At 55.4% G+C, this 23,913-nt stretch carries 27 protein-coding genes and 2 riboswitches; of the genes, 4 read left to right on the top strand and 23 right to left on the bottom strand.

Annotated features, from left to right (window positions below):
* The first annotated feature begins 24 nt into the window (after window positions 1–24).
* Window positions 25–420: a DNA-binding protein gene (locus tag RRF56_RS21895; RefSeq protein WP_317035269.1), complete on the top strand. Its 396-nt coding sequence runs from the start codon at window positions 25–27 to the stop codon at window positions 418–420.
* 19 nt (window positions 421–439) lie between these two features.
* On the opposite strand, the gene RRF56_RS21890 is transcribed toward RRF56_RS21895, so the two are convergent.
* The 7 genes from RRF56_RS21890 to RRF56_RS21860 form a co-directional block, all read right to left on the bottom strand.
* The gene (locus RRF56_RS21890; RefSeq protein ID WP_317035268.1) at window positions 440–2,923 is read right to left on the bottom strand and encodes a cation:proton antiporter; all 2,484 of its coding nucleotides are present in this window, start codon (window positions 2,921–2,923) and stop codon (window positions 440–442) included.
* 76 nt (window positions 2,924–2,999) lie between these two features.
* Entirely contained in the window at window positions 3,000–3,515 is a 516-nt protein-coding gene (locus RRF56_RS21885; RefSeq protein ID WP_317035267.1) for a universal stress protein, read from the bottom strand.
* 150 nt (window positions 3,516–3,665) lie between these two features.
* Window positions 3,666–4,169: a universal stress protein gene (locus RRF56_RS21880; RefSeq protein ID WP_317035266.1), complete on the bottom strand. Its 504-nt coding sequence runs from the start codon at window positions 4,167–4,169 to the stop codon at window positions 3,666–3,668.
* A 191-nt stretch (window positions 4,170–4,360) separates the two neighbouring features.
* A riboswitch (cyclic di-AMP (ydaO/yuaA leader) is annotated at window positions 4,361–4,524 on the bottom strand.
* Between the two features lie 337 nt (window positions 4,525–4,861).
* Window positions 4,862–5,707 (bottom strand): ABC transporter ATP-binding protein, encoded by an 846-nt coding sequence (locus RRF56_RS21875; protein ID WP_317035265.1) that lies wholly within the window; start codon window positions 5,705–5,707, stop codon window positions 4,862–4,864.
* 160 nt (window positions 5,708–5,867) lie between these two features.
* Complete coding sequence (locus tag RRF56_RS21870; RefSeq protein WP_317035264.1) at window positions 5,868–7,274, bottom strand: ABC transporter substrate-binding protein; 1,407 nt, start codon at window positions 7,272–7,274, stop codon at window positions 5,868–5,870.
* A gap of 270 nt (window positions 7,275–7,544) precedes the next feature.
* Window positions 7,545–8,393 (bottom strand): nitrate ABC transporter permease, encoded by an 849-nt coding sequence (gene ntrB / locus RRF56_RS21865; RefSeq protein ID WP_317035263.1) that lies wholly within the window; start codon window positions 8,391–8,393, stop codon window positions 7,545–7,547.
* 94 nt (window positions 8,394–8,487) lie between these two features.
* Window positions 8,488–8,650: riboswitch (cyclic di-AMP (ydaO/yuaA leader) on the bottom strand.
* A 355-nt stretch (window positions 8,651–9,005) separates the two neighbouring features.
* A complete protein-coding gene (locus RRF56_RS21860; RefSeq protein ID WP_317035262.1) occupies window positions 9,006–9,704 on the bottom strand; it encodes a response regulator transcription factor in 699 nt (232 codons plus the stop codon).
* A 277-nt stretch (window positions 9,705–9,981) separates the two neighbouring features.
* Here RRF56_RS21860 and RRF56_RS21855 point away from each other — a divergent pair, with 277 nt between their 5' ends.
* On the top strand, window positions 9,982–10,908 hold the full coding sequence (locus tag RRF56_RS21855; protein ID WP_317035261.1) for a hypothetical protein: 927 nt from the start codon (window positions 9,982–9,984) through the stop codon (window positions 10,906–10,908).
* Window positions 10,909–10,922: 14 nt separating this feature from the next.
* Here the strand turns inward: RRF56_RS21855 and RRF56_RS21850 are convergent, their stop codons facing one another.
* The 8 genes from RRF56_RS21850 to RRF56_RS21815 form a co-directional block, all read right to left on the bottom strand.
* Entirely contained in the window at window positions 10,923–11,231 is a 309-nt protein-coding gene (locus RRF56_RS21850) for a DUF3181 family protein (RefSeq protein WP_317035260.1), read from the bottom strand.
* 16 nt (window positions 11,232–11,247) lie between these two features.
* Window positions 11,248–11,532, bottom strand: a complete 285-nt coding sequence (locus RRF56_RS21845; RefSeq protein ID WP_317035259.1) for a 2TM domain-containing protein — start codon at window positions 11,530–11,532, stop codon at window positions 11,248–11,250.
* 27 nt (window positions 11,533–11,559) lie between these two features.
* Window positions 11,560–11,934 (bottom strand): TrmH family RNA methyltransferase, encoded by a 375-nt coding sequence (locus RRF56_RS21840; RefSeq protein ID WP_317035258.1) that lies wholly within the window; start codon window positions 11,932–11,934, stop codon window positions 11,560–11,562.
* 72 nt (window positions 11,935–12,006) lie between these two features.
* The gene (locus RRF56_RS21835) at window positions 12,007–12,654 is read right to left on the bottom strand and encodes a DUF3386 domain-containing protein (RefSeq protein ID WP_317035257.1); all 648 of its coding nucleotides are present in this window, start codon (window positions 12,652–12,654) and stop codon (window positions 12,007–12,009) included.
* Window positions 12,655–13,254: 600 nt separating this feature from the next.
* Entirely contained in the window at window positions 13,255–14,691 is a 1,437-nt protein-coding gene (locus RRF56_RS21830; RefSeq protein ID WP_317035256.1) for an aspartate aminotransferase family protein, read from the bottom strand.
* A 102-nt stretch (window positions 14,692–14,793) separates the two neighbouring features.
* Complete coding sequence (locus RRF56_RS21825; protein ID WP_317035255.1) at window positions 14,794–15,549, bottom strand: anti-sigma factor; 756 nt, start codon at window positions 15,547–15,549, stop codon at window positions 14,794–14,796.
* A 3-nt stretch (window positions 15,550–15,552) separates the two neighbouring features.
* Complete coding sequence (locus RRF56_RS21820; protein ID WP_317035254.1) at window positions 15,553–16,146, bottom strand: sigma-70 family RNA polymerase sigma factor; 594 nt, start codon at window positions 16,144–16,146, stop codon at window positions 15,553–15,555.
* Between the two features lie 149 nt (window positions 16,147–16,295).
* Window positions 16,296–16,958 carry a CHRD domain-containing protein gene (locus RRF56_RS21815; RefSeq protein ID WP_317035253.1) on the bottom strand — a complete coding sequence of 221 codons (663 nt, stop codon included), beginning with the start codon at window positions 16,956–16,958 and terminating at the stop codon, window positions 16,296–16,298.
* 131 nt (window positions 16,959–17,089) lie between these two features.
* Between RRF56_RS21815 and RRF56_RS21810 the strand changes: the two genes are divergently transcribed.
* Window positions 17,090–18,145, top strand: a complete 1,056-nt coding sequence (locus RRF56_RS21810; protein WP_317035252.1) for a dipeptide epimerase — start codon at window positions 17,090–17,092, stop codon at window positions 18,143–18,145.
* Window positions 18,126–19,169, top strand: coding sequence for a DUF1611 domain-containing protein (locus RRF56_RS21805; protein WP_317035251.1), 1,044 nt, complete (start codon window positions 18,126–18,128; stop codon window positions 19,167–19,169). The genes RRF56_RS21810 and RRF56_RS21805 overlap by 20 nt, the downstream gene beginning before the upstream one ends.
* A 4-nt stretch (window positions 19,170–19,173) precedes the next feature.
* On the opposite strand, the gene infA is transcribed toward RRF56_RS21805, so the two are convergent.
* The 8 genes from infA to rpsH form a co-directional block, all read right to left on the bottom strand.
* On the bottom strand, window positions 19,174–19,398 hold the full coding sequence (infA, locus tag RRF56_RS21800; protein WP_017297627.1) for a translation initiation factor IF-1: 225 nt from the start codon (window positions 19,396–19,398) through the stop codon (window positions 19,174–19,176).
* A gap of 57 nt (window positions 19,399–19,455) precedes the next feature.
* Complete coding sequence (locus RRF56_RS21795) at window positions 19,456–20,010, bottom strand: adenylate kinase (protein ID WP_317035250.1); 555 nt, start codon at window positions 20,008–20,010, stop codon at window positions 19,456–19,458.
* Complete coding sequence (secY, locus tag RRF56_RS21790; RefSeq protein WP_410510505.1) at window positions 20,010–21,323, bottom strand: preprotein translocase subunit SecY; 1,314 nt, start codon at window positions 21,321–21,323, stop codon at window positions 20,010–20,012. Before secY ends, RRF56_RS21795 begins: the two co-directional genes overlap by 1 nt.
* A gap of 110 nt (window positions 21,324–21,433) precedes the next feature.
* Window positions 21,434–21,880: a 50S ribosomal protein L15 gene (gene rplO / locus RRF56_RS21785; RefSeq protein WP_317035248.1), complete on the bottom strand. Its 447-nt coding sequence runs from the start codon at window positions 21,878–21,880 to the stop codon at window positions 21,434–21,436.
* A 36-nt stretch (window positions 21,881–21,916) separates the two neighbouring features.
* Window positions 21,917–22,438: a 30S ribosomal protein S5 gene (rpsE, locus tag RRF56_RS21780; RefSeq protein WP_317035247.1), complete on the bottom strand. Its 522-nt coding sequence runs from the start codon at window positions 22,436–22,438 to the stop codon at window positions 21,917–21,919.
* 80 nt (window positions 22,439–22,518) lie between these two features.
* On the bottom strand, window positions 22,519–22,878 hold the full coding sequence (gene rplR / locus RRF56_RS21775; protein ID WP_317035246.1) for a 50S ribosomal protein L18: 360 nt from the start codon (window positions 22,876–22,878) through the stop codon (window positions 22,519–22,521).
* A 3-nt stretch (window positions 22,879–22,881) separates the two neighbouring features.
* Complete coding sequence (gene rplF / locus RRF56_RS21770) at window positions 22,882–23,421, bottom strand: 50S ribosomal protein L6 (RefSeq protein WP_317035245.1); 540 nt, start codon at window positions 23,419–23,421, stop codon at window positions 22,882–22,884.
* A gap of 82 nt (window positions 23,422–23,503) precedes the next feature.
* Window positions 23,504–23,905, bottom strand: a complete 402-nt coding sequence (rpsH, locus tag RRF56_RS21765; protein WP_317035244.1) for a 30S ribosomal protein S8 — start codon at window positions 23,903–23,905, stop codon at window positions 23,504–23,506.
* Between the last annotated feature and the right edge of the window lie 8 nt (window positions 23,906–23,913).

Here is a 23,913-nt window from a genome sequence, read left to right as displayed (position 1 = left end):
ATCCCTTTAGTCATCCCCTCCCCCATGCAAACCTACTGCCTCCGCCTCACCCCTGGTGAAGACCTCAAGCAAGCCCTGCAAACCTTTGCCCAAGCTCAGGCGCTTGAAGCGGGGATCGTGCTAACAGGCCTAGGCAGCTTTACCCAGGCCTCCCTCCGCTTTGCGGCGGTGAGCGAAGCCACAGTAATCGACAGACCGCTGGAGTTGATTGCCCTCAGCGGTACGCTGTCGCGCCACGGCATGCACCTGCATGGGGCCGTAGCCGATGCCCAGGGGCGGGTTTACGGCGGTCATATTATGCCAGGGTGCCTGATTCGCACAACGGCGGAGATTGCGATCGCCGATCTACCCCACCTGCGCCTCGACCGCCAGAGCGATCCCCAAACCGGCTATCTAGAGCTAGTCGTGGAGTCTCTTTAGAAACCGGTCACCCCAGCCCCTAGATCACGGGCTCTAACCAACCCTGAAGCTGATCAACCGTGGAGCAGGCCATCAGCTTTTCTCGCACATCGCCCTGGCTAAAGTACTGGGCCACAGAAGCCAGCTGGGCCAGGTGGTCTTGGGTAGTGCCCTGGGCCGGGGTCAGCAACAGCACCACCACATGAATCGGCTGGTCAGCCCGCTGCATGCCCCGACGATGCACCCCCAGGCACAGGCGTGTGCCCTTCAGCTTGGGCACCCGAGCGTGGGAGATAATTACCCCCGGCAGCACCTCGCTGGCGTAGCCCACATCATCAAAGGCCAAGGCCTTGAGTACGTTGCGGTGGCGCGGGTCATCGCGATCAATCACGGTACTGAGCAGGGCATCGACGGTTTCTTCGTAGGAGGTAGTGGTGAGATCGAGCAACACCCGCTCCCGGGAGAGCAGATTACCCAGGGTTAACGGCTGAGCTGCGCCAAAGTACTGGGCATCTTTTTCGGAGGGGTAGAGCACCAAAAAGCTGAGCTGCAAGTCGGCTAACATCTGGGGCAGGTGCTCTAGGGCGCGCTCGTAGGCCACAGTACCCTCGCGGGCGCTCATCAGCACGATCAAATCTTGATCCTTGGCAGCCTCTTTTAGGGTAGAGCGGACATCATCCCAGTTGGCCACCTCCATAAACCCGGCAGTGACGTCAATGGGCACATCGTTAAAGTGCTGGCGGTAGGGTTCGGCCCCGTCCTGAACCACCAGTATTTGTAGCGAGGCCCCCAGTTGGTAGGCCAGGTGCTTGAGCGATCGCACCCCCTCGTAAAACCCCGGATTGTGGTCAATCACCGGCGGCAGCACCACCACCATTCGCTGAAAGGTGTTGACCGGGTGGTTGAGCCTGCACACCCACACCTGCTGAGGGGCCTGCTCTAGCGTCTGGTCAATCACTGAGCCAAAAATCCGCTGCTGGGCCGATCGGGTACCGTTCCAGCCGATCACAATGTCGCTAATGCGACGCTCCATGGCGGCTTCCACCACGCCCGAGGCGGGGTTGCGGGCCACCCGAGTTACCGGGTTCACAGGCAAATCTAGCTCGACAGCATGCACCACCGCGTGGGCCAGCAGACGCTCGGCGGCGGCGACGCTGCTCTCGGTGTCTTCCGCCTCGGTTTCCTCAGCAATTACCGTCAGAGGGTAGATGGTCTCTTCAGATTTGTTGTCGCGCAGCAGAGCGGCAATATTCACCAGAGCCTCGCTGGTGGAGGGGTTGGCCAGGGGCACCAGAATGCGCTGGGGGGCCTGGCGCGGTTCGTACTGCTGATCGTCTTGCTGGCGGGCCACCTGGCGACCAAAGCGATCGACCACCGAGGGGCCGAGAATGCAGGTGGCAAAGATCATCAGCACCACGCCATTGAGCACATCGTCGCCGATGATGCCCAGCTCGTAGCCCACCAGGGTGGCAGCCAGGGTGGCGGCGGCCTCACAGGTGGAGAGCCCAAACATCACCCAGCCCTCGGCGGGAGTGTAGTTGTAAATCCGCCGCGTCACCCCGGCGGCGATAAACTTGGTGATCACGTTGGTGGACAGCATTGAGATCATGACAATCCAGGCGGTGAGACTGCTAAACAGTACCGACACATCCACCAGCAGGCCAATGAAAATCAAAAAGAACGGAATGATAAACGCTTCGCCAAAGAACTGAATGCGGGTCATTAACCGACTGCGTTCAGGAATCAACCGGTTAAGGGTAAGCCCCACCAAGAACGCCCCTAAAATTGCTTCGGTGCCCACCGCACGGGCCAGGTAAGCGCCAATAAACACCACCGCCAGCACAAACACAAACTCGCTCTTGCCACCATCCTCCACATTGCGAAAAAACCAGCGGGCCAAGGGCGGCAGCAGATAGAGTACCGCAGCGACATAGATCGCCATGGCCAACGCCAACGAGACCCAAAACATGGTGGTCAGCTCGCCCTCAAAGGCACGGGCTACCACCACTAGCACCAGCAGGGCTACCGTGTCGGTGAGAATGGTACCGCCCACGGTGGTCACCACCGCGTCGTTTTTCATAATCCCCAGGCGGCTGATGATCGGGTAGGGCACCAGGGTATGGGAGGCAAACATACTGGCAATCAAAATTGCCGCAATCCAATCAAAACCCAGCAGGTAGTGAAAGATCAACATCCCGGCAAACTGGGGAATGGTGAAGGTAATGACGCCAAAAACAAAGCTGCGATCGCGGTTTTTACGAAACTGAGACATGTTGATCTCTAGCCCCGACAAAAACATGATGTAGAGCAATCCTACATTGCCCAATAGCTCAATGGCTTGGCCGCGCTCTAGGACATTGAGCACACTGCTACCTAGCACTACCCCAGCCACAATTGGGCCAATCAGACCCGGTAGTTTGAACCGCTCAAACATTAGCGGCGTGGCCAAAATTACCACCATACAAATGCCAAAGATCAAAATCGGATCTTCAACTGGCAGAGGCATTCCTAGAATCGATTCCATTGAGAGACTCCTTCGTCGCTGGGACTGATATCGAGCAGTGATGGATATAGCTCTACAGACTTGCCGTGATCACCTGTCAAGAAATGAGGTGTGTAGAAAACTCAACTTCTGAACTGTGGTCACTGGGCACCACTACAACTTTGCAGGGGGCGTGATTGGCCACATACTGACTAACACTACCCAAAATCAGTTTCTTCAACCCCTCTTTACCGCTATTGCCAACCACAACTAGATCGGCATTCCAGTCGTCAGCCACCTGGCAAATAAACCTACTGGGGTCAGCAGTTTCACAGATAAAATCAGCTTCAATACCGCAATCTAAAGCCGCAATTCGCAGTTGTTCTAACCACATGTGAGCCTCCTGAGCACGCTGTAGGTGAGCGGCCTCTTCCTTCTGCTGCACCTCAGTAGAACTGTGCAATCCAACCCCAGCATCAATCATTGCTCCTAGATTTTCATAGGGGTTTACTGTCAGACAGTAAACCAACCGGATTTGGCTCTGATTAGATTGAGCTAGCTTTAGAGCGTAGTCAAAGGCGAGATTAGACGCCGACGTTTGATCGAGAGCAACGAGAATTTTTTGATCAGCCATGGGAAAGCTCCTTGATAGACAGGTTTAGGACTTTTCTCAAGCCGAGGATAGATTTTCACCGATACGGAACTGTGAAACTCTATCTAGGCTTACAACAGCTACCCCTTAAGTGAATCGAGGGTTGGGTGAGTTTAATGCTATGGCTTTACCCTATTGGGGTAATCCCAAGACTGAGCAGGGTGTTTGATGGGCCAACTGTTTCACCAGCCTATGATTGGTCGTTTGACAGCCCACTAGCAGCACCTCGGCTTGCAGTTCTTCGGCTACCTGGCTGAGTTCGGTTGCGACTTCACCAACGCGCAGGTGAGCATTGAGCGACCCACGCCATTCGCTGGCCAAACAGCGGGCCTGCCAGAGAACGCGATCGGCATTGGCAATGGTTTTAGGTCGGGTTTTATCGACCACATACACTACATGTACTACCACCCTCTGGGGCCTAACCAATCGAGTTTGGTGAGCCATCCACAGGGCAATATCCAGTGCCCCCTGGCTGTTGGTAGAACCGCTGTAGCCCACCACAAAGTTGATGGTTTGAGCCTCTAATTCACAGACCTCAGCGTTAGGCTTTGCCGTGGTGGGCTTTGGCTTAGACAGCAGCAGCATTTTTTGCGTCGACCCCTCGCAGCCCAGAGCGGTTTCTAAGCGCATGAGCATGGGTTTAAGGGTCGATCTGCCATCACCGGATGGCGATCGCATAAGGTGCGCTCCTAGCCTGAGGGCAGGAGCATTTGACAGTGACTTAGGCTGCATGAGACCCCTCCTAGAGGCTATTCATGGACAGCGAACAAGCCGTGGTGACACGACTTAGGACACTGAAACAGCCGAGCATTAAAAATGCTGACGATTCAATCTCCTCTCAATGCCGACGAGGTTAGCTGACGGGCTAGGACTGAGAGATGTCCTTCTCCGATTACCCTCATTTGGGTATTTAGAACTCGGAGATTAGCCCCTTTACTGGTTCCCCCGCTCTATGGGTACTAAGTACCGATAGACTAGGCTGACTTGTTCGATTCTTTTCATTGTAAGCGCTAAGGCCAAAAAGTGTCAAACCAAAGGTTACATTTAACGACCAACTGATTGAGCTAGATCCACCCTCAGTTTAGGGTGACTTGAAGGTATTAATAGTTACAAGACTGAGCCAATCTATAGGCTAGTTTATGGGTCTAGCACAGTCTAGAAAAGTATATTGGAAGTCTCTTTTTGTAGTGAGCAACGTCCATATTTAGAAATACTTATAGCCGCCCAAGGCGATCGCATCGCGATCGCCCTCATCCCGCAGACTGTTTAGCAACTCAGCCCCTAGAATTTTGGGCCTTTCCCTACAGACCGAGGGGCTAAGCTCAAAACTAACCCGCCATTTGCTCAAAGTAGCTGTCGAGGAACCCCAGGGCGTGGTTGCGCAGGTCATAGTACTCCCGCGACTCGCGCAGGGCGGCCCGATCGCGCGGGTGAGCAAAGGGCACCGTTAAAATTTCGCCAATATGAGCGTTGGGGCCGTTGGTCATCATCACAATACGATCGGCCATATAGATAGCTTCGTCCACGTCGTGGGTGATCATCATCACCGCCTGGGGATTGCGCTCCCAGATGTCGAGCACCTGGCGCTGTAGGCGACTGCGGGTGAGGGCGTCAAGGGCTCCAAAGGGCTCGTCCATCAGCAGCATTTTGGGGCGAATGGCCAGGGCGCGGGCAATGCCCACCCGCTGTTTCATACCGCCCGAGAGTTCATCGGGGTATTTGGCGGCAGCGGCGGTGAGGTTGACCATAGCCAGATGTTCGTCTACCAGATCGCTGCGATCGCGGGGAGAGAGGCGATCGCACACCTCATCCACCGCCAGTCGCACGTTTTCGCGTACTGTCAGCCAGGGCAGCAGTGAATACTGCTGAAACACCATCATGCGATCGGCCCCCGGCTTTTTGATCGGTTTTCCTTCTAAAAATACCTCCCCTGAAGTAGCCTGCTCTAGCCCCCCCACGATCTTCAGCAGCGTTGATTTGCCGCAGCCCGAATGGCCAATGATGGCAATAAACTCGTTGGCCCCTACCGTAAGGTTGATCTCATCCAGCACGACAGTCTGGTTACTGCTGCCGCTGGGGTAAGCTTTTATCAAGTCTTGAATGACTAGAAAATCGGTTTCAAACTCAACCTGCCGTTGATCCGCATATTGGGAGTGTTGATTTGACTTAACCATGACTTTCTCCTGAGTAGTGTATTTAGGCAAGGGAAGAATGTTGGAAGGTGTGAACGTTTGAACGTTGAAAGGTTTGAGGGTTGGAAGGTTGGAAGGCCAGAACATTTCAACTTGTCAACGGTTCAACGTGCCAACGTGTTAACGTCCTAATGTTTCCGACTCACCCCAAAAAGATCTTCTGCGGCTTCTTCGCCCGAATCTCAAACCCATTCAAATAGCCCACCGGGTCGCTGGGGTCGTAGGCCACGCCATCGATAAACACCTCCCCTGGCTCCACCTTGTGGTCGTCTGCTGGGCAGGCAATGCCCAACTCAGCAGCAATTTCGCGGTAGAGATCGGTACGCCACCCCTGGCGGGCCTTGGCCTCGGCATCAGCCGGAAATTCAGGAATTTGCCCCCAGCGAGCAGCCTGGGTCATCAACCAGATCGACTGCGACTGCCACAAAAAGGTGGAATGGTCGCCAGCGGGCTGGGGCAGATCGTCGGGCAGGTCAAAGAAAATGGTGCTGTCGGGCATTTGCACCTTTCGACTCTGGCCGTCGAAGCCGCCGTAATCGTAGTTGCCGACTAGGGCTGGCTCGGTGAACTTGGGCGGTGCCCCGGTAAAGGCGCGATCGGAAATAATTGCCGCTACTTCGGGACGGTTAGCGGGGTCGTCGCAGTATTGGCAAGCTTCGAGCATGGCCTTAACCAGCGATCGGTAAGTATTAGGGTTCTCGTTAATAAAGTCTTCCATCACCGCCAGCACCCGGTCGGGGTGGCCGCGCCACACTTCTTTGCCGTGGGCAAAGGTAAAGCCCACCCCCTCGTTGCCGGTGATGGCGCGGGTGTTCCAGGGCTCGGCCACCATGTAGGCCTGCATTGCCCCAATCCGCACGTTGGTCACCATCTGCGGCGGCGGAATGATGATGACGCGGAATTCTTGGAGGGGATCTACCCCCGCCGCCGCCGACAGGTAACGAATGAAGTATTCGTAAATGGCCGAACTCAGCACCGTGGCCCAGACCCGGCGATCGGGAGACAGCCCGGCGAAGTAGCCGCGAAAGTCGCGGCCAAAGGCCTCTAGGTCACCACCATATTCGCGCCAGGGGCGCAGACCAGCTTCCCACATGGCGGAGTTCATAGTCATGGCATTGCCGTGACGGTGAATAGTCATGGCCGCGCACATGGGGGCACTGCGGGCACCCTCTGCGCCAATGCGGGCGTTGGTAACTGCCCCAGACACCACTGGAGAGGCATCGAGCCGCCCAAAAATCACGCCATCGCGGGAGGTGCCCCAACTGGCTTCGCGGTTGAGGGTGACATTGAGCCCGTACTTGTAGAAGAAGCCCTTGGCCTGAGCCACCGCAAAGGGAGCGCAGTCATTCACCGGCACGTAGCCCACGCGAATGTGCGATCGCTCTAAGCTGGCGGGGTTCACTACCTGCTCAATGTTGGCGGCCTGGGCGGCGGCTCCGCTGGGCAAGGAACTGCCCTGGCGCAGAGCTTGACCGCAGGCCGAGGCCGCCAGCCCTGCTGTAAACCCGACCGCCCCCTGGAGGAGCGATCGCCGATTGATCGTAGTCATGGCTCTAATCCTTGTGACGTGAGGCAGTTTGTGTTGGGAAGGCCAGAACGAGGGGGAGATTTCCGGGCAAAAAGACCCTGGCGTTAACCCATCAATCGTGTAGGGTGGGCACTGCCCACCACCCACCATGGGGCTGCCAAAAAATCCTTGGTTGGGCTATTTGGCAGAATTTACTAACTCGAAAGAGCCGGCGCAAACAGGCTTGTGAGTATTAAAGATGTTGGTGGGCAGTGCCCACCCTACGGGATTGATTGTGTCAGTCAGCCAGCACTAGATCGCTTTGACGGGGCGGTGGGTAGCCCAGCGCTGTAGCAGGGTGATGGCGTAGTCGAGCACCAGGCCGGTCAGCCCGATCACAATCACCGCTAAAAATACCGAGCTAAGGCTGAGTCGGTTCCATTCGTCCCAGATAAAGAAGCCAATGCCAATACCGCCCGTGAGCATTTCGACAGCAACAATCACCAGCCAGGCAATGCCTAAACTCAGTCGTAATCCGGTAAAAATGTAGGGCAAACTAGCGGGCCAGATAATTTTGTACATTTGTCGCCAGCGGGGCATTTCTAGCACCTGGGCCACATCTAAATAATCTTTGGGTACGCTGGCAACCCCCAGGGCGGTATTGATTACCGTGGGCCACAGTGAGGTGATAAAAATCACAAAAATAGCTGACGGGTTGGCCAGGTTAAATATCGCCAGGGCAATGGGCAACCAAGCTACCGGAGACACCGGACGAAACAGCTGCACCAGGGGGTTGATTGCCATCATGGCCTTGGGCGAGAGACCAATCCAAAAGCCGATGGGAATGGCCACCACAGTGCCCAGCAAAAACCCTAATAAGACCCGGCGCAGACTGGCTAAAAGTAGCCAGCCAATGCCCAAATTGCCCGGCCCGCGACGAAAGAAGGGATTGGCAATATAGTCGAGATTATCCTGCAATGCCTGCCAGGGGGTCGGCATCAAGGTAGTAAAGAAGGTGGCAATCACCCACCAAAGAACAACGACAGCAAGGAATGCGATCGCAGGCAATACAATCCTTTCCCAAGGAAAATGGAATAATTTTGTAGCAGAATTGGGCTGTCCCAAACGGGTCGCCGCACGGGTGCGTGACTTGGGCTGCATGATAGCCTCCTAGAGGTTGGTCATGGACAGCGAACAAGTCGTGGTGACACGACTCAGGACACTGAAACAGCCGAGCATTAAAAATGCTGACGATTCAATCTCCTCTCAATGCCGACGAGGTTAGCTGACGGGCTAGGACTGAGAGATGTCCTTCTCCGATTACCCTCTAGTGGGTATAAGAACTCGGAGATTAGCCCCTTTACTGGTTCCCCCGCTCTATGGGTACTGAGTACCGATAGACTAGGCTGACTTGTTCGATTAGATAGAGCGTAAACGTCAGGAACTGAGCCTGTCAAGATAGCAGCTTAAATCTATAACCAATGGTCAAGACTGGCGTTTGTGCAGCCATAGATGCCGCCCATTTAGTTGGCTAGTACTGCGGTTACCCCTTCGATAAAGCACCTACTGACAAAGTTCTAAACCTCCCAGATGCTGGCCAATTAAATATCCCTCCGCCCCCATAACCAGGAGCGAAGGAAACCTTAACGATGTACGTTATTCGAGTGAAATCTACTAAAATTTCACCAATTTGGCTGTTGGCGAATGATTCTGGCCACTGAGCGGAAGCACCCCTAATGGGTTGAGGGTGATGACTTTGGTCGGGTGCGCTATCTAAGTTGTGACCATGCCGTGCTCTAAGGCAAAGCGCACTAGCTCTGTGCGGCTGTTGGTGCCAGTTTTACTAAACAGACGGCTGACGTACTTCTCGACGTTGCGCACGCTGGTCTCTAGACGACTGGCAATTTCTTTGTTCATCAAGCCTTCGGCCACTAAGTCGAGCACGCTCTGCTCGCGGGGGGTAAGGTCGATGCGAATATCTGAAGTCACTTTGGCCATACCGCCTTTTTGGCTCAGCATGGCCTTAATCTCTTCGATTTGGCGGGCCATGACGGCAATGTCGGGAATGTCGCCTGCATCTACCGTTTGAGCCGCCCGGCGACCCATCAGGTTGGTGACCACTGCCACCAGTTCTTCGGGGTCAAAGGGCTTAGATAGGTAGGCATCGCAACCCGCGTTGTAGCCTTGGATGCGATCGCTGGTCATCCCCCGCGCGGTCAAAAATAGCACCGGCAGCCCCTTAAAGCGAATGTCTTCGCGCACCTGGGCCAAGAAGGCATAGCCGTCGACCTGGGGCATCATAATGTCGGAGATCAGCACGTCAGGGGTCTCCTGCTGCAAGAGATCCCAGCCTTCTTTGGCGTTGCTGGCCGATCGCACCGCAAAGCCACTGTCTTCCAGGTAGGCTTGCACTGCCTCGCGCAGACCTGGCTCATCGTCTACCAGTAAGATATTGCCAGCTTGCTCAGACATAACACCGCCCCAGATCACCTATATCAATGCTCACTTTAACCTGGAATTGTCAGGGCGGAAGCAGTTCAACCGGTTTATCGCGTCGACTCTAACTTTCGACAGGTCTAATCTACCGGTGCGCCACCCCAGTTTTACCCGTGGACAGGATCGGCGGCTAAAGAGCCTAGTCACCCCAATCAGGTTAATTCCCATTTTTTGATCGACTACCATTAAAGACAGCCCCCATCTCAGGCCAATCGTCGCTTGGCCTGGGGCTCGCGATCATAGGAGTGCTGATATGGAAGGGTCTTTTCCCCAGGGCATACTCAAGAGCGAACTGCTCAACCGCCTAGCCATCAACCTCGATACCGCCGAAGAATTTGGCCCGATTGCCGAAATTTGGGTAAATGGCCGCACCCACCAGGTCCAGGGCGTTGGCTGTAGCGTAGGTGGGCTGCTAACCCGCCAGCACCGACGGTTTTTGTGGCCTCAAATTGGCTCGATTGGGCGTGATGGGGTGGTCGTAAAAGCCGGAGCTAAAGTCGAGGCCATTGATGAGCACCTGCAAAATTGCCTGCCCCTGGGGGAAGTAGAGTTGTGGTCAGACCACGGCGATCGCATGGGTCAGCTGGTCGACTATCGTTTTGACCCCACCACCGGCAACATTCTTCAATACCTCTTTGTACCAGTAGAGGCCAGCGACCTGGCCCCTGGCCTCTACGGCCTCGATCCGGTAGCGGTGATTAGCACTGGTCGCCGCCGCATGATGGCCGAAGCTGCCGCCCTCAAGGCGGCACCCATGGTACGGGCGGGCATGCAACCCCCAGCCGCGCCGCCGCCATCATCGCCCTTTGATCGCATTCCCTTAGACAAAATGCCTGACCCTCGCCAGGGCTGGGAGGCCGCCGTCAAGGGCACCCAAACCATGCGCGATCAGTTCCAGGGGCAGTTTCAGGAAGGTCGCCAAAAACTGGGAGCCGAAGCCCAGGATCGCCGTCAAAGGCTTCAGGCTGAGGCCCAAGACAAACTGGGCGGGCTGCTGGGCAACGTCAAAAAGCGCACCCGGCATCTGCGCCACCAGCTGCGTGAAGCGGTCACCGACGCCACCGCCGGGTTACCCTCGGGGCCAAATCTGCGCGACGACAAAATTCCCACCATTGATGTGGATGCCATGGAGCCCTGGCCGGAGGACGATGTCTCCCAGGAGCGCCCCGAACGTCGTTAAACAAGGGGCGCTAGCTAGAGGTCGCGCTGATAGTCGGCGATCGCCTCTAGCAAATCTGCCTTGCCCGCAGACGGAATCAGATCGGCCAGAGGAACCGTTTTTTGCCCACCACCAAGGGAAACAGAGGTGCTAGCGAGAATATCGGCTACCGCCGCTTCGCTCACCTGGTCGCCTACCACCAGAGGGTAGAGTTTTTCGGCTAAGGGGGTGTGCAGCTTGGCATCGCCCAGGTATAGGTGCCACTTGGCGACATCGAGATATACTTTGTCGCCGATGGCCGCAGCTAGAGATTCAATCGCGCGGGCAGTAGAGGCATCAGACATAGCTCAGGTTCTCCATCTAGGGTTCGCCGTTGAGGTCAGGGTCGGGGGCTGGAGAGAGGGAAGTAGGCGAGTAATTGGCGATCGCAAAGATATAGACCGCGTTGCCCACCAAAATGGGCAACCAAACCAAGGTCACCTTACTCGCCCAGGGCACCCAGGCCGGATTCAGGGTATGAAAAAACCACAGCCCAGAATTAACGGCGGTAAAGGCCGCCACATGCACCGCAAAGTTGATCCGGTCTTCTAACTTGCGGTAGGCAGGGTCTTCACGGGTGGGTTTACGGGGCCAACGGGGCGGCATAGGCCAAATATCTATACGCTACACCCTTCATTCTAAAGGCGTAAGGGCTAAAGGCACAGCCACCATGCCCCATTGGCCAAGGTAGGCATAGCTGGCCAAAGCCGCCGCCGTTTGCACATTGAGCGACTGCACCAGGCCATATTGCGGAATCGCCACAGCCTGGTCACAGGCGGCGGCCACCGCTGGGGGAATGCCCGTCAACTCGCGCCCCAGCACCAGCACCGTCTGGCGAGGAAAACGAAACTCGGGCAGGGGAATCGCCTGGGGCTGACGATCGAGCGCGATCGGGCTGTAGCCCTGCTGCCGCCGGTCGGCCAACCACTGGGGTAACTGTTCCACGGGGCACGCTTGCAAGGGCTGCCACTGGTCGGTTGACACCGCCCCCTGGCGAAGCCCACGCATCCGAAATAATTAAAAACCCGCCCTGCCGAGGCAAGACGGGTTAGCACCAACCGTTACCAGCGGGCCTAGCCCCTAGGCTTCTAGCAGAGCAATATTAGAGAAGACAAACTCCTGGGAGTCTGTACCGCCCTCGGTAGCGGTTTCGATCGCGCGGCGAGAGAGAATGTAGTAGCCCCCCACCTCGGTGTACTCATCTTCAAAGTTGCTGAGGCCACCCTTTTGTTCACCCGTTTTGGGATCGTGGTAGACCGAGTCGTAGCGGTGCGATAGGTAACCAGCCCCAGTGTCGTGACTGCTGAAGGTGTGAATAGTAACAACCACACCGTGGATGTGGCGGTGCACCATCGACACTTCGTTATTTTTGATCTCGTAGCGATCGCCCTCAGCCTTGCCACCCATCAAAATTTCCACGGCACCATCCTCTAGGGTTTTGCCGTAACTAAAGGTGTTGTTGCCGTGGGAAGCTTCAAACTCGCGGCGAACGCGGTGAATAGACACCTCAAACAGCTGCCCATGCACCATTTTTTGGGCCGATTCATCGGCAATGCCAGTGACCTCAAGCTTAAGATCAGCCGTGATTTTGCTCTGGCCCTGATAAATTTGGCCATTGTGAGTAAACGTGACATCGGCAGTGTAGCCCGGGAAAGCGGCATCCCAGGTATAGCGGTTATCGTAGGCTGCCCGAAAAAAGTCCCGCGCCGCCAGTTGAGTTCCAACCATCTAAAAAATCTCTCAGTTAATGTTAGAGCGCAGCAGCACAAGGCCATTACGCTGGAGCTTCTCTAGCATACCGATTCTAGACTCCCCTGGCCGAAATCCCAGGGCGGTCACCGTCGCTCAGCCCTTAAAAATGTATCCCAACGAACAGTGCTATTGGAGCTACTTTTCTACGATGAAAAACCCAAGATTTTAGTCAGGCCAAGGTTGCCGCTGTCTTTGCTGGCAGCTTGATCTAAAACGCTCCTAAAATAGCTCTTAAACAGCCTGAGTTTTCCACAGGCAAATTTTTATTGTTTCTTTTTGTTTCAACTCTCAAGAGCTTACTGAGTGGGTGCTTTCACTCTTAATAACGATTTTATTTTGGAGCAGCAACAAGTTATCCACAGATTTTGGGACATCTGTGGATAACTTTATTTGTTGTTTCCCCGAACCTATTAATCTGCCCAATCCAGGCTGATAGGGGAGGGTTGAGCTTAGGTTTTATAGCCATAGTCACTTGGGTTAGAACATCCAGAAACCCTAGAAACGTTCGAACGTTCAAACGTTCTTAGGAGACATGTCTTAACCGGACTGGCTACAGCTATACAAGCTGACTACCCCTTAAGCTCCTGCTTCGGCAGCAAAGCGATCGATCGCCAAAAACAAATCGCTGAGCTGGGCAACCGTAGTAAATGGGTTGAGCAGCACTGCTTTTAACCACCGTTGTCCGCGCAACCTTGGCACCGATAAAAAGGTTTGGTGCCGCTGCAAAAGATACTCCTGTAGACGAATATTCCAACCATCCCAGTCAGCGGGTGGCAGCGTTGAGGGGCAGCCCCGAAAGCACAGCACATTCATCTCGGGGTCGGTGGCCAGTTCTAGGTAAGGCCGCTGGCGCACCTGGGCCAAACAGTGGTCGGCCAGAGCATAGCTGGCCTCAACCAACTCGGCGCAGCCCGCCTTGCCCAGGTGCTGGAGAGTAAGCCATAGCTTCAGCACGTCGGTGTGGCGAGTGCCCTGCACCGACAACTCTCCTAGGTTGACCCAGTCAGCTTCAACGTTCATGTAGGGGGCTGACACCCGAAAGTGGCTGTGCAACACCCCCATATCGCGAAACAGCACCGAGGCACAGGTCTTGGTGACGTAGAGCCACTTCTGAGGATTAAAGGTGATCGAATCGGCCTGCTCAATGCCCGCCAACTGATGACGATGGATGGGAGAAAATGCGATCGCCCCCCCGTAGGCCGCGTCTACATGGAACCACAGGTCGTAGGCCTGAGCAATTCGGGCAATCTCTGGCAGTGGGTCAATATTGCCCGTGACGGTAGTACCCGCCGTGGCCACCACGGCAATGGGCCGCTGCCCCCCGGCGATCGCGCTTTGAATCTGAGCCTCTAGGGCACCCACATCCATATGGCCACGGGCATCGGTAGGCACCAGCGCCACCCCGTTCAGCCCCAGCCCCAGCACCATTGCCGCCTTTTGAATTGAGGTGTGGGCCATTTCCGAAGCCAAAATCAACGGTGGCGGCCCGCCGGCCAACCCCGCTTGCAGACAGTCGAGCTTCACATTGCGGGCCACGGTTAACGCCTGCAAGTTAGCCAGACTGCCACCGCTGGTCAGCAGCCCGCCCGCCGTGGCCCCCAGACCAAATAGCTGAGCCATATCTGCCAGCAGCAGCGGTTCTAGCCGCGACAGCACCGGAGACATCTCCACACTCAGCATGTTGTTGTTGAGGGCTGCGGCCACCCAGTCGCCCAGCAGAGAGGCTGTAGCGGGCAGAGGGTCCATGTGCCCCAGATAGCCGGGGTGAGCCGGGTTCATCGACTGGGCCATCAGGCTGGGCAGCGATTCTAGCAGAGACGCGATCGCCGTCGGCTGCTCAGGAATTCCCTCAAAGGCAATGTCTTTCACCGTGGGCAGAGGGACCAGGCGGCTCGCCCCAGCCAGATAGTCAAGAATGTGTGCTGTCACCTGCTCAAACACTGCCTCAATGGCAGCTCGATTGTGCCCCTGGGGATGAATAAATGCGGTGGCAGGTAGAACCGATGGAGCCAACGTACACCTCTAGCGTTAGACCTAGCCCAATTATCCCGCCAATGGGGCCACCGTGGGCCAAGGCGGTACATTCTCTCAGGCACTGTCACCCCAGGCCGCTGCCTAGAGCGGTTGAATCAAAATCGGGGGCGATCGATGCTCTTGAGGAGCGGCAGCCCGCTCCTGAGTAATGGCCACGGCCCGCACCAGATCGCGATCGCGCCGGTATACCGGCGGCAGATCAATCGGCTGAGTCACCCGGCCATTCTCATCCACCGTAAACACGGTAGTGAGAATGGCATCTTTATCGTCTAGGGTCACCGGAGCGCTAGGGTCTACCACCGTCCACAGCACGTAGACCGTGCCCGGCTCTAGGGGGGGCAAATTTTCTACGGTGAGCGAACCCATCAGGGTAGAGGGGTCAATTACCACCTCAGCCTGCCCCGCCAGGGGAGCCTCGGGAGAGCCTAGGGCAATGGTTAGGGTCTCTTCCCCAGGTCGATTGGCCCGCTCTAGCTGAAGTGTGCGCCACAGCATTAGATTGCTCAGGCTGAGGGCCGCCACCAGGGCAGCGGCAGCCACCCACCCCAGGCGAGCCCAGCGCCGAGGCCGCCATCCTGGTGCAGGAGAACTCAGACTTGGGGGGGGTGACGCGATCGCACCCTGCAAAACCGCCTCTCTCAAGTGCGCAGGCGGGCTGACGGGTTCACCCTCGTAGGTCCACTCCAGGGTCTGCTGAAGCCGAGCGATCGCCTGGTACAACGTGGGGTCAGCGGCCAGCAGGGCCGTCAGGGTCGCCATCTCCTCGGGGCTAAGATCGTAAAGAACATAGCCCGCCAGTAAATGGTCTAGTTGTTCTGGTGAGATTGGCCCGGTCATAATTTACGAGTGACCCCAACGATCTTGGAGAAGTTGCCGCAGCTTGAGCAAGCCCCGCCGCGAGTGGGTCTTAACCGTACCCAGAGGCGTCTCGAGCTGCTCGGCAATAGTGGACTGGGATAGGCCTTCATAGTAGGCCAAACGCAAAACCTGCTGCTGCTGGTCAGAAAGCTGAGCCAGAGCAGCCTGAACTGCCTTAGAGCGCTCCGCCTGGGCCAAAACATCGGCGGGGGTAGACGAATAAGAAGGGGGGGCCACGTGACTAGTCTGAAGGCGTTCTACAGACGCTCGGGCTACCTGGCGCGATCGCAGGCGGTCAATGGCCCGCGATCGCGTCAAAATAGCTAGAAAAGTGCGAAACGAGCCGCGTTGGGGGTCGTAAGGGGTTGACTGAGCCAGCTTGACAAAAATATCTTGGGTCAAGTCTTCAGCCTCTTGGGCCTGGCCCAGCACCTTGAGCGCAATGCCGTAGACTAGCCCGCTGTGGCGATCGTACAAAATGCCCAAGGCATTGCTTTGTCCTGCCTTTAGGGCTGACCAGAGATCTGCATCCGTAGGTGTTGCGGCACCAGTCAGTGTCAATTGATCAAAATCCATATCCGCCGGCTTCTTAGACACCAGCCCCACCTTCGCTCAGGGGCGCAGTTATGCCACAACCAATTTCTATACAATGCCATGATTTTTGTCTATTGCCACCCCGTTGAGTCGCCCCGGATAGCGACTCAACGGGATCAGGGGAACCCCAACTAGGCAGGCATCAAAATACCGCGTAGCTCACCGCCCCGGTTGCGGGTTGTGTGCAGGTCAACGTACAGCCTGCCGTTCTGCAAGGCCTGAAGCTGATCAGGGGTGAGCGTATAGTCGCCCATGGCGCTGCCACCCAGACCGTTAGGGTTCATTGTCACCGTTAAAGCATACTGAAACGGCCCGTTTTCACTGGGGCCGCCCTGGTGAATGTGAAACCCAGAAGTAATGTTGGGATTGGGCGGATCGAGCGGATCAGTGGCATAGTCTCGCAGCGCACTAGTCAACTCTCGAAAACTGGCCCGTACCACCAGACGGTTGCCCGCTAGGGCCGCTCCGACTACACCCCGCGCCTGGGTCATGGGTGCGGTGGGAACAATGCTTTGGCTATTGAGCATCGTCACGTAGGTGACCACTGGGCCGCCTGCCATCCCCTGGGCCAGCAGCGGTGCGGTCGCCGCCGCCAGGTTGGCATCCATCTGTTCTCCCACAGTCAAGGTATGGCTAGTGGCCCCCAACCAAGGCGCTGCCGCCACGGCAGTAGGCGCTACCGGCGTGGTCTGAGCCAGCACCCGACCCATCAGCGGAGAATAGAGTACGGTCACACATAAGCAAGTGACCAGGGCAATTAAACTATGGCGTAGGTTAGCTCGTTGTCTGAACATAGTGCTTCTTTTCATCCCACAAATGGTTCAAGGTCTCCAACGCGAAGACTCGTTATCAGTACGCCAGTCGGGGTGATTTGGATGCAGACGTGTGCCAACTATGCCTGACTCGCCCCCTACCCACTTCCACCATGCAGCTTTCTTGCCAGCCCTTCACGGTTCACAAGCGCGTGCCGCTCACCATCAGTCGCGGCACCACCGCGCAATCGACCAATCTCTGGCTCAAACTCAGCGCCGAGGGCATCGAAGGCTGGGGCGAAGCTGCCCCCTTTTCCATTGGCACCCACCAGCAAACCCTAGCGATGCTGATGGCCGATGTGGCTGAGTTGCAGAGCGTTCTGGCCCCTTTCCATCCTCTCGAACGCCAGGCGATCGAGAAAGCGATCGCCGCATTCCCGCTCCAATCGGCTAGCCGCGCCGCCCTAGACGTCGCCCTGTGGGATTGGGCAGGCAAATATACAGGACAGCCGATTTGGCGGCTGCTAGGACTAGACCTAAACCAGATTCAGCCCACATCAGTCACCGTGGGAATTGCATCTCCCGAAGCCGCCCGCCAGCGATCGCAGGATTGGCTACAGCAAACCACCGCCCGGGCCCTTAAAATCAAACTCGGCAGCCCTAGCGGCATTAAGGCCGACCAAGCCATGTTTCAAGCCATCTACGACCAAACCCCCGCCACCGTTAGTCTCAGTATTGATGCCAACGGTGGCTGGAGCTTAGCGCAGGCCAAACAGATGGCCGACTGGCTCAGCGATCGCCGCGTCACTCACCTCGAACAACCCCTAGCCGTCAGTCAGGATAGTGATCTAGCCGAACTCAAGCAGCACTCGCCCCTGCCCGTGCTGGTCGATGAAAGCTGCTTCACTAGCGCAGATATTCCGCGCCTAATGCATGTCGTCGATGGCATTAATATTAAGCTCATGAAAGCTGGCGGACTGACAGAAGCGCTGAGAATGATTCATACCGCTCGGGCCTGCGGCCTGCAAGTCATGTTTGGCTGTTATTCCGACAGCAGTTTAGCCAATGGGGCAATGGCTCAGCTTTCGCCCCTAGCCGACTATCTCGACCTCGACAGCCATCTCAACCTCCGCGACGATCCCTTCACCGGACTCAGCTTGGTCAATGGCCGCTTACTCCCTACCCCCCACCCTGGACTTGGACTCACCTATGTACCTCCAGCCCGATAGCCGCCTCGTTCTGCTCATGCACGAAGGAACCCAGAGCACTATGGGCAAGACGGGGTTGGCCCTACTGCGCTTTAGTCAGTCGCCCATTGTAGCCGTGATTGATTACCAAGCTGCGGGGCGATCGCTCTACGACCTCACTGGCATTGACCAGCCCATTCCAGTAGTAAAGTCACTGACCGAGGCCCTCACCTTTACCCCCGACGTGCTGGCGATTGGCATTGCCCCCTCCGGCGGCAACCTACCCCCTGCCTGGTTTGAAGAAATTGAGCAGGCGGTCAAAGCTGGTCTCAGCATCGTCAACGGTCTTCACACCCCGATGGCCAATCACCCAGATCTCCAGCCCTGGCTCAGAGACTATCAGTGGATTTGGGACGTGCGCCAGGAGCCAGCAGACCTTACCGTTGGCTCTGGTCAAGCCAGCCAGCTAGCCTGCAAGCGCATTTTGACCGTGGGCACCGATATGTCCGTCGGCAAAATGTCGACCACCCTAGAGCTGCATCGGGCCTGTCTGCGGCAGGGGTTGCGCTCCAAGGTAATCGCCACTGGCCAAACTAACCTCATGCTCGGAGACGACGGAGTAGCCTTAGATGCCGTCCGGGTTGACTACGCATCAGGAGCCGTAGAACAGCAATTAATGCGTCATGGCCCTCACCACGACTTTGTGTTTGTAGAAGGACAAGGATCGCTACTCAACCCCGCCTCAACGGCCACACTACCGCTGTTGCGCGGCACTCAACCTACCCACCTAGTGCTGGTACATCGAGCCGGGCAAACCCACATTCAAAACTTCCCTCAGGTTAAAATCCCTGATCTCCCTGCCGTGGTAGAACTCTACGAACAGGTCACGGCAGCCGCAGGCGCGTTTCACCCCGCTAAGGTAGTGGCCATTGCCCTCAACACGGGCCACCTTACAGCCAGCGAGGCCGAGATCGCCATTGAAACTATACAGGTCCAAACAAAACTACCCTGTGCAGATATTTTCCGTACAGGGGCCGACAAATTATTGGAGCCGATTATAGCCTAGGCAGCTACTTCTTACGGAGACGATAGGTAATGCGCCCCTTGGTCAAATCGTAGGGAGTAAGCTCTACCTTGACGCGATCGCCCGGCAAAATCTTGATGTAATTACGACGAATTTTTCCAGAAATGTGGGCGAGCACATTGAACCCATTGTCCAAATCGACTCGAAACATAGCGTTCGGCAACGATTCAGTAATGGTGCCCTCCATTTCAATTAGGTCTTGCTTAGACAAGCTGAACTCTCCCTCAGTACACAATTAACAGGCTGAACTTTAGCATAACCTCAGCCGCTACTCCACTACCAAACGCTTTAGATCGCTATACACCGCGTCCATCGTCTGGTTACCCTCTACCGAAACTAGCTGTTGGCGGCTGCGGTAGTAATCAATCAGCGGCTCTGTTTGCTCACGATAAACTTCAAGTCGGTTGAGAATCACCGACTCCTCGTCATCTTGACGACCCCGCTGGAGCAGGCGGGCCACAATCACATCGTCCTCGACATCAAGGTTGACGACAAAATCAACCGGTTGACTGATTTGATCGAGCAGCTTCTGCAAGAACTCTGCCTGAGGCACATTGCGAGGAAACCCATCCAGAAGCCAACCCTTCTGGGCATCGTCCTGACCCAGACGCTCCTGAATCAAATCCAAGATCAAGTCATCGGGCACCAGCTCCCCAGCGCTCATATACTGATCGGCCTTCTGACCCAGTTCACTACCAGCCGCCACTGCTGAACGCAGAATATCTCCGGTAGAGATGTGAGGTACCTCACAATCTTTGGCTAAAAGCGCAGCCTGAGTGCCCTTGCCTGCTCCAGGTGGGCCTAAAAAGATTAATCGAGTCACTACTGCTTCACCATCCCTTCGTAGCGCTGGGAAATCACATAGGTCTGAATTTGCTTGGCCGTATCAATAGCCACACCGACCAGAATTAACAGAGATGTTGCCCCAAATCCTCGAAACGTTTGGACTCGGGTCAAACTTTCAACTGCGCTAGGCACGACCGCTACCATACCCAAGAAAACAGCCCCAAGGAAGGTCAAGCGGTTCAAAATCCGGCTGATGTACTCCGTTGTTGCCTTACCAGGACGAATACCCGGAATACTAGCTCCCATTTTCTTCAAGTTACGGGACACATCGTCTGGATTCATTACCAAAGACGAGTAGAAATAACTAAAGAAAAGAATGAGTACGAGGTACAGGGAAACGTAGAACAAAGAAGTTGGGTTCAGATAGTTATTCACAAACTGACTAAACCCAGGATTGGTAATGTACTGAGTCAATGAAATGGGTAACACCAACACTGCCGAAGCAAAAATAATCGGCATTACTCCGCCTTGGTTGAGGCGCAAAGGCAGGTAATTACTCTGTTCAAGATATAGCTTGCGGCCTACCTGACGACGGGCAGAAATAATCGGGATTCGCCGAGTTCCTTCCTGCACAAAGACAATGCCCACAATCATCGCCAAAAAGGCCAGCATCAAGATGATTACACCGCCCACCAGGCCGCGATCGCCACTCTGAGCCAGCTCAATGGTTTGCCCCAACGAACGAGGCAGGGTTGAGACAATGTTCAAGAAAATCAGCAGCGAAGCACCGTTCCCAATGCCACGTTCGGTGATTAACTCGCCTACCCACATCACAAACATTGAACCTGTGGTCAGAGCAATCACCGTCTGGGCTACAAAGGCTGGGCCAGGCACTTGCGCGAACTGGTAAAGCAGAAAAGAGGCTAGCAAAGTGCTCTGTAAAATTGCCCAGCCTAAAGCTACGTAGCGAGTAATTTGAGAAATCTTACGCCGACCCGCTTCCCCTTCGTTCTTCTGCAAATCCTCCAGTTGAGGTAGGGCTGCCGTCAGCAGCTGCATAATAATTGAGGCGTTAATGAAGGGCAGAATCCCTAAAGCAAAGATACCCAGGGCCGACAGACCGCCGCCCACAAAGATATCTAAAAAGCCCACAAAGCCCGCCAGGCTCCCCGACTGAATTGACGCAGCGAAAGCTTGACGATCAATCCCTGGCACCGGAATAAAAATTCCCAGCCTAACTAACACCAGCAAGCCCAGAGTCACCAGTAGACGACTCCGCAGGCCAGCGGCCTGAGCCATCTGCATGAATGTTTCCTGTGCGCTGGGATTTTTACCCCGACTTACGACCATGCAACAATACCTCAGCCCTACGTTTAGCAATACATGGATGACAGTTAGCAGCCATAGAATGTATGGATACCGCCCACCCCTCTAGTCTAAGGGATGGGTGAGTCATCTCGCTAGGCGACCACTTCCCAGGTGCCACCAGCCTGCTCAATTTTGTCCTTGGCCGACTGGGTGAAGGCAGCGGCTTTGACGGTAAGAGCAACGCTCACCTCGCCGTCTCCTAGCACTTTCAAAGGACCATCATTGGTGGTCAAAATGCCAGCTGCTAATAACGATTCAAGGGATACTTCGGTACCTGCAGCCAAATCGGCTAGACCCTTGACATTGATAATGGTGTATTCCTTCTGATTGACCAAAGGAAAGTGCTTGAGTTTAGGAATGCGCCGGTAAAGAGGCATTTGACCGCCTTCAAAACCCGGTCGAGTGCCGCTACCTGAACGAGATTTTTGGCCCCGCATACCGAAACCGCAGCTAGCACCCTGGCCAGCAGAAATGCCGCGACCAACGCGGCGACGGCGGCGTTTAGAGCCTGCTTGTGGTTGTGCGTCGTTGATTCTCATGGCTGAGGAAAATAAAAACAGCGATACCGAAATGACTTAAACGTACAGTTGCTCAACCGGGATATCCCGCTCTTCTGCAACATCAGCAAAGGTGCGCAAAGAGGCCAAAGCATCTGCAGCAGCCCGAGCATTGTTGAGAGGATTGTTAGAACCAAGTTGCTTGGCTAACACGTTCCGCACGCCCGCTAGTTCCAGCACGGTTCGCACCGCGCCACCAGCAATTACCCCAGTACCAGGAGCAGCCGGACGCATAAATACCTTGGCACCACCACCAATACCGTTAGAGGGATGGGGTATGGAAGCAGAGCGAGTCAATGGCACATCGACTAAATGCTTTTTGCCGTCGGCTACGCCCTTCTTAACAGCGCCAATCACGTCTCCCGCTTTGCCAACCCCAACCCCGACCTGGCCTTTTTCATTGCCAACAACCACAATGGCACGGAAGCTTAATTTCTTACCTCCCTTCACCACTTTGGTCACGCGACGGATTTGGACAACGCGCTCTTGCCAGTCTGTTTTCTTTTCTTTGGTCCGCGCTTCTTTACGACGGTTTGCCATACCTTTCCCCAGCCTTAGTTACATCAAGCAAAATCTAAATCAAGCAAAACCAGGTGTTTTCCAAAACAAATTACGGTGACCTACAGGCTTAAGCCAGCCTCTCGGGCCGCATCGGCTAGAGCTGCCACCCGACCGTGGTATAGCTTACCGCCCCGGTCAAAAACAACCTGAGTAATACCGGCTTTGAGAGCCCGCTCAGCTACAAGCTTGCCAATTACTACAGCTGCGCTTTGGGTTGAACTTGACTCATCGGTCAAGACATCAGGCTCTACAGTAGAAGCAGCTACTAAAGTGTGATGTGCCGTATCGTCAATAATCTGAGCATATATATGCTGATTTGAGCGAAATACAGCTAAACGGGGCCGCTCAGGGGTGCCAAACACACGACGGCGAATGCGGGCATGGCGGCGATGGGTTAATTCTTTACGACTTGCTTTCATGGCTTACTTCTTCCCTGACTTACCGGCCTTACGTCTGACCTGCTCACCGGCGTAGCGCACACCTTTGCCCTTATAAGGTTCGGGAGGACGACTCGCCCTAATGCTGGCGGCAATATTGCCAACTAATTCTTTGTCAATGCCGCTGACAACGACGTTTGTATTGTTTTCAACGACAAACTCAATGCCTGCGGGAGGCTCAAACACAACGGGGTGACTGTAGCCCAAGCTGAGGTTAAGGTTACGGCCTTGCACCTGGGCACGATAGCCAATCCCTTGAATTTCCAGGCGTTTTTGATACCCGTTGGAAACCCCTTCAACCATATTAGCTACTAAGGTTCGGCACAGGCCGTGACGCTCGCGGGCTAAGCGAGAATCATCCTTACGATTGACCAATACAGTATCGCCATCTTGAACTACTACAACCCCATTAGGCAGAGTGCGAGATAGCTCGCCCTTAGGTCCTTTAACCTGAATATCCTGACCGTCAATCGTGATTGACACCTTAGCCGGGACTGGGATTGGCCGTTTGCCAATACGTGACATGATGCAAAACTCCTAAATCCTTAGCATTCGATAACGCCCTTGATAATTGGCGATAAGCTGACGTTGACGTCACCTCGCCGCTTTACCAGACATAGCAAAGCACTTCGCCACCGATACCCTGACGACGGGCATCGCGATCGGTCATGATGCCGCTGGAGGTGGAAACGATAGCAATACCGATGCCCCCTAGCACCCTGGGTAACTCTTTCCGGTTGGAGTACACCCGCAGACCAGGCTTACTAACGCGGGTGAGGTTGCGAATGATGGGTTGGCGGGTTTTGCCTTTGTACTTGAGGGCGACCACCAGCTGAGGACGCTCTTCAACAGTGCTCTCAGAGTAATCTGTGATAAATCCTTCTTCCTTGAGCACCTTGGCAATGCTCCGGGTCATCCGGGTCGAAGGAATGCCCACGGTTTGGTGCCGCGCCAGATTCGCATTCCTGATGCGAGTCAACATATCCGCAATTGTGTCGTTAGCAGCCATAGTTCTAG

The sequence above is a fragment of the Nodosilinea sp. E11 genome (assembly GCF_032813545.1).
GTDB lineage: Bacteria > Cyanobacteriota > Cyanobacteriia > Phormidesmidales > Phormidesmidaceae > Nodosilinea.
Note: the sequence above shows the minus strand (reverse complement) of the source record. Positions and strands in the feature narration are given on the sequence as shown.

Excerpts from the sequence above, each read along its gene's own strand:
- RRF56_RS21895 (WP_317035269.1), top strand. The coding sequence starts at position 25 with ATGCAAACCTACTGCCTCCGCCTCACCCCTGGTGAAGACCTCAAGCAA.
- RRF56_RS21890 (WP_317035268.1), bottom strand. The coding sequence starts at position 2,923 with ATGGAATCGATTCTAGGAATGCCTCTGCCAGTTGAAGATCCGATTTTG.
- RRF56_RS21885 (WP_317035267.1), bottom strand. The coding sequence starts at position 3,515 with ATGGCTGATCAAAAAATTCTCGTTGCTCTCGATCAAACGTCGGCGTCT.
- RRF56_RS21880 (WP_317035266.1), bottom strand. The coding sequence starts at position 4,169 with ATGCTCATGCGCTTAGAAACCGCTCTGGGCTGCGAGGGGTCGACGCAA.
- RRF56_RS21875 (WP_317035265.1), bottom strand. The coding sequence starts at position 5,707 with ATGGTTAAGTCAAATCAACACTCCCAATATGCGGATCAACGGCAGGTT.
- RRF56_RS21870 (WP_317035264.1), bottom strand. The coding sequence starts at position 7,274 with ATGACTACGATCAATCGGCGATCGCTCCTCCAGGGGGCGGTCGGGTTT.
- ntrB (WP_317035263.1), bottom strand. The coding sequence starts at position 8,393 with ATGCAGCCCAAGTCACGCACCCGTGCGGCGACCCGTTTGGGACAGCCC.
- RRF56_RS21860 (WP_317035262.1), bottom strand. The coding sequence starts at position 9,704 with ATGTCTGAGCAAGCTGGCAATATCTTACTGGTAGACGATGAGCCAGGT.
- RRF56_RS21855 (WP_317035261.1), top strand. The coding sequence starts at position 9,982 with ATGGAAGGGTCTTTTCCCCAGGGCATACTCAAGAGCGAACTGCTCAAC.
- RRF56_RS21850 (WP_317035260.1), bottom strand. The coding sequence starts at position 11,231 with ATGTCTGATGCCTCTACTGCCCGCGCGATTGAATCTCTAGCTGCGGCC.
- RRF56_RS21845 (WP_317035259.1), bottom strand. The coding sequence starts at position 11,532 with ATGCCGCCCCGTTGGCCCCGTAAACCCACCCGTGAAGACCCTGCCTAC.
- RRF56_RS21840 (WP_317035258.1), bottom strand. The coding sequence starts at position 11,934 with ATGCGTGGGCTTCGCCAGGGGGCGGTGTCAACCGACCAGTGGCAGCCC.
- RRF56_RS21835 (WP_317035257.1), bottom strand. The coding sequence starts at position 12,654 with ATGGTTGGAACTCAACTGGCGGCGCGGGACTTTTTTCGGGCAGCCTAC.
- RRF56_RS21825 (WP_317035255.1), bottom strand. The coding sequence starts at position 15,549 with ATGACCGGGCCAATCTCACCAGAACAACTAGACCATTTACTGGCGGGC.
- RRF56_RS21820 (WP_317035254.1), bottom strand. The coding sequence starts at position 16,146 with ATGGATTTTGATCAATTGACACTGACTGGTGCCGCAACACCTACGGAT.
- RRF56_RS21815 (WP_317035253.1), bottom strand. The coding sequence starts at position 16,958 with ATGTTCAGACAACGAGCTAACCTACGCCATAGTTTAATTGCCCTGGTC.
- RRF56_RS21810 (WP_317035252.1), top strand. The coding sequence starts at position 17,090 with ATGCAGCTTTCTTGCCAGCCCTTCACGGTTCACAAGCGCGTGCCGCTC.
- RRF56_RS21805 (WP_317035251.1), top strand. The coding sequence starts at position 18,126 with ATGTACCTCCAGCCCGATAGCCGCCTCGTTCTGCTCATGCACGAAGGA.
- secY (WP_410510505.1), bottom strand. The coding sequence starts at position 21,323 with ATGGTCGTAAGTCGGGGTAAAAATCCCAGCGCACAGGAAACATTCATG.
- rplO (WP_317035248.1), bottom strand. The coding sequence starts at position 21,880 with ATGAGAATCAACGACGCACAACCACAAGCAGGCTCTAAACGCCGCCGT.
- rpsE (WP_317035247.1), bottom strand. The coding sequence starts at position 22,438 with ATGGCAAACCGTCGTAAAGAAGCGCGGACCAAAGAAAAGAAAACAGAC.
- rplR (WP_317035246.1), bottom strand. The coding sequence starts at position 22,878 with ATGAAAGCAAGTCGTAAAGAATTAACCCATCGCCGCCATGCCCGCATT.
- rplF (WP_317035245.1), bottom strand. The coding sequence starts at position 23,421 with ATGTCACGTATTGGCAAACGGCCAATCCCAGTCCCGGCTAAGGTGTCA.
- rpsH (WP_317035244.1), bottom strand. The coding sequence starts at position 23,905 with ATGGCTGCTAACGACACAATTGCGGATATGTTGACTCGCATCAGGAAT.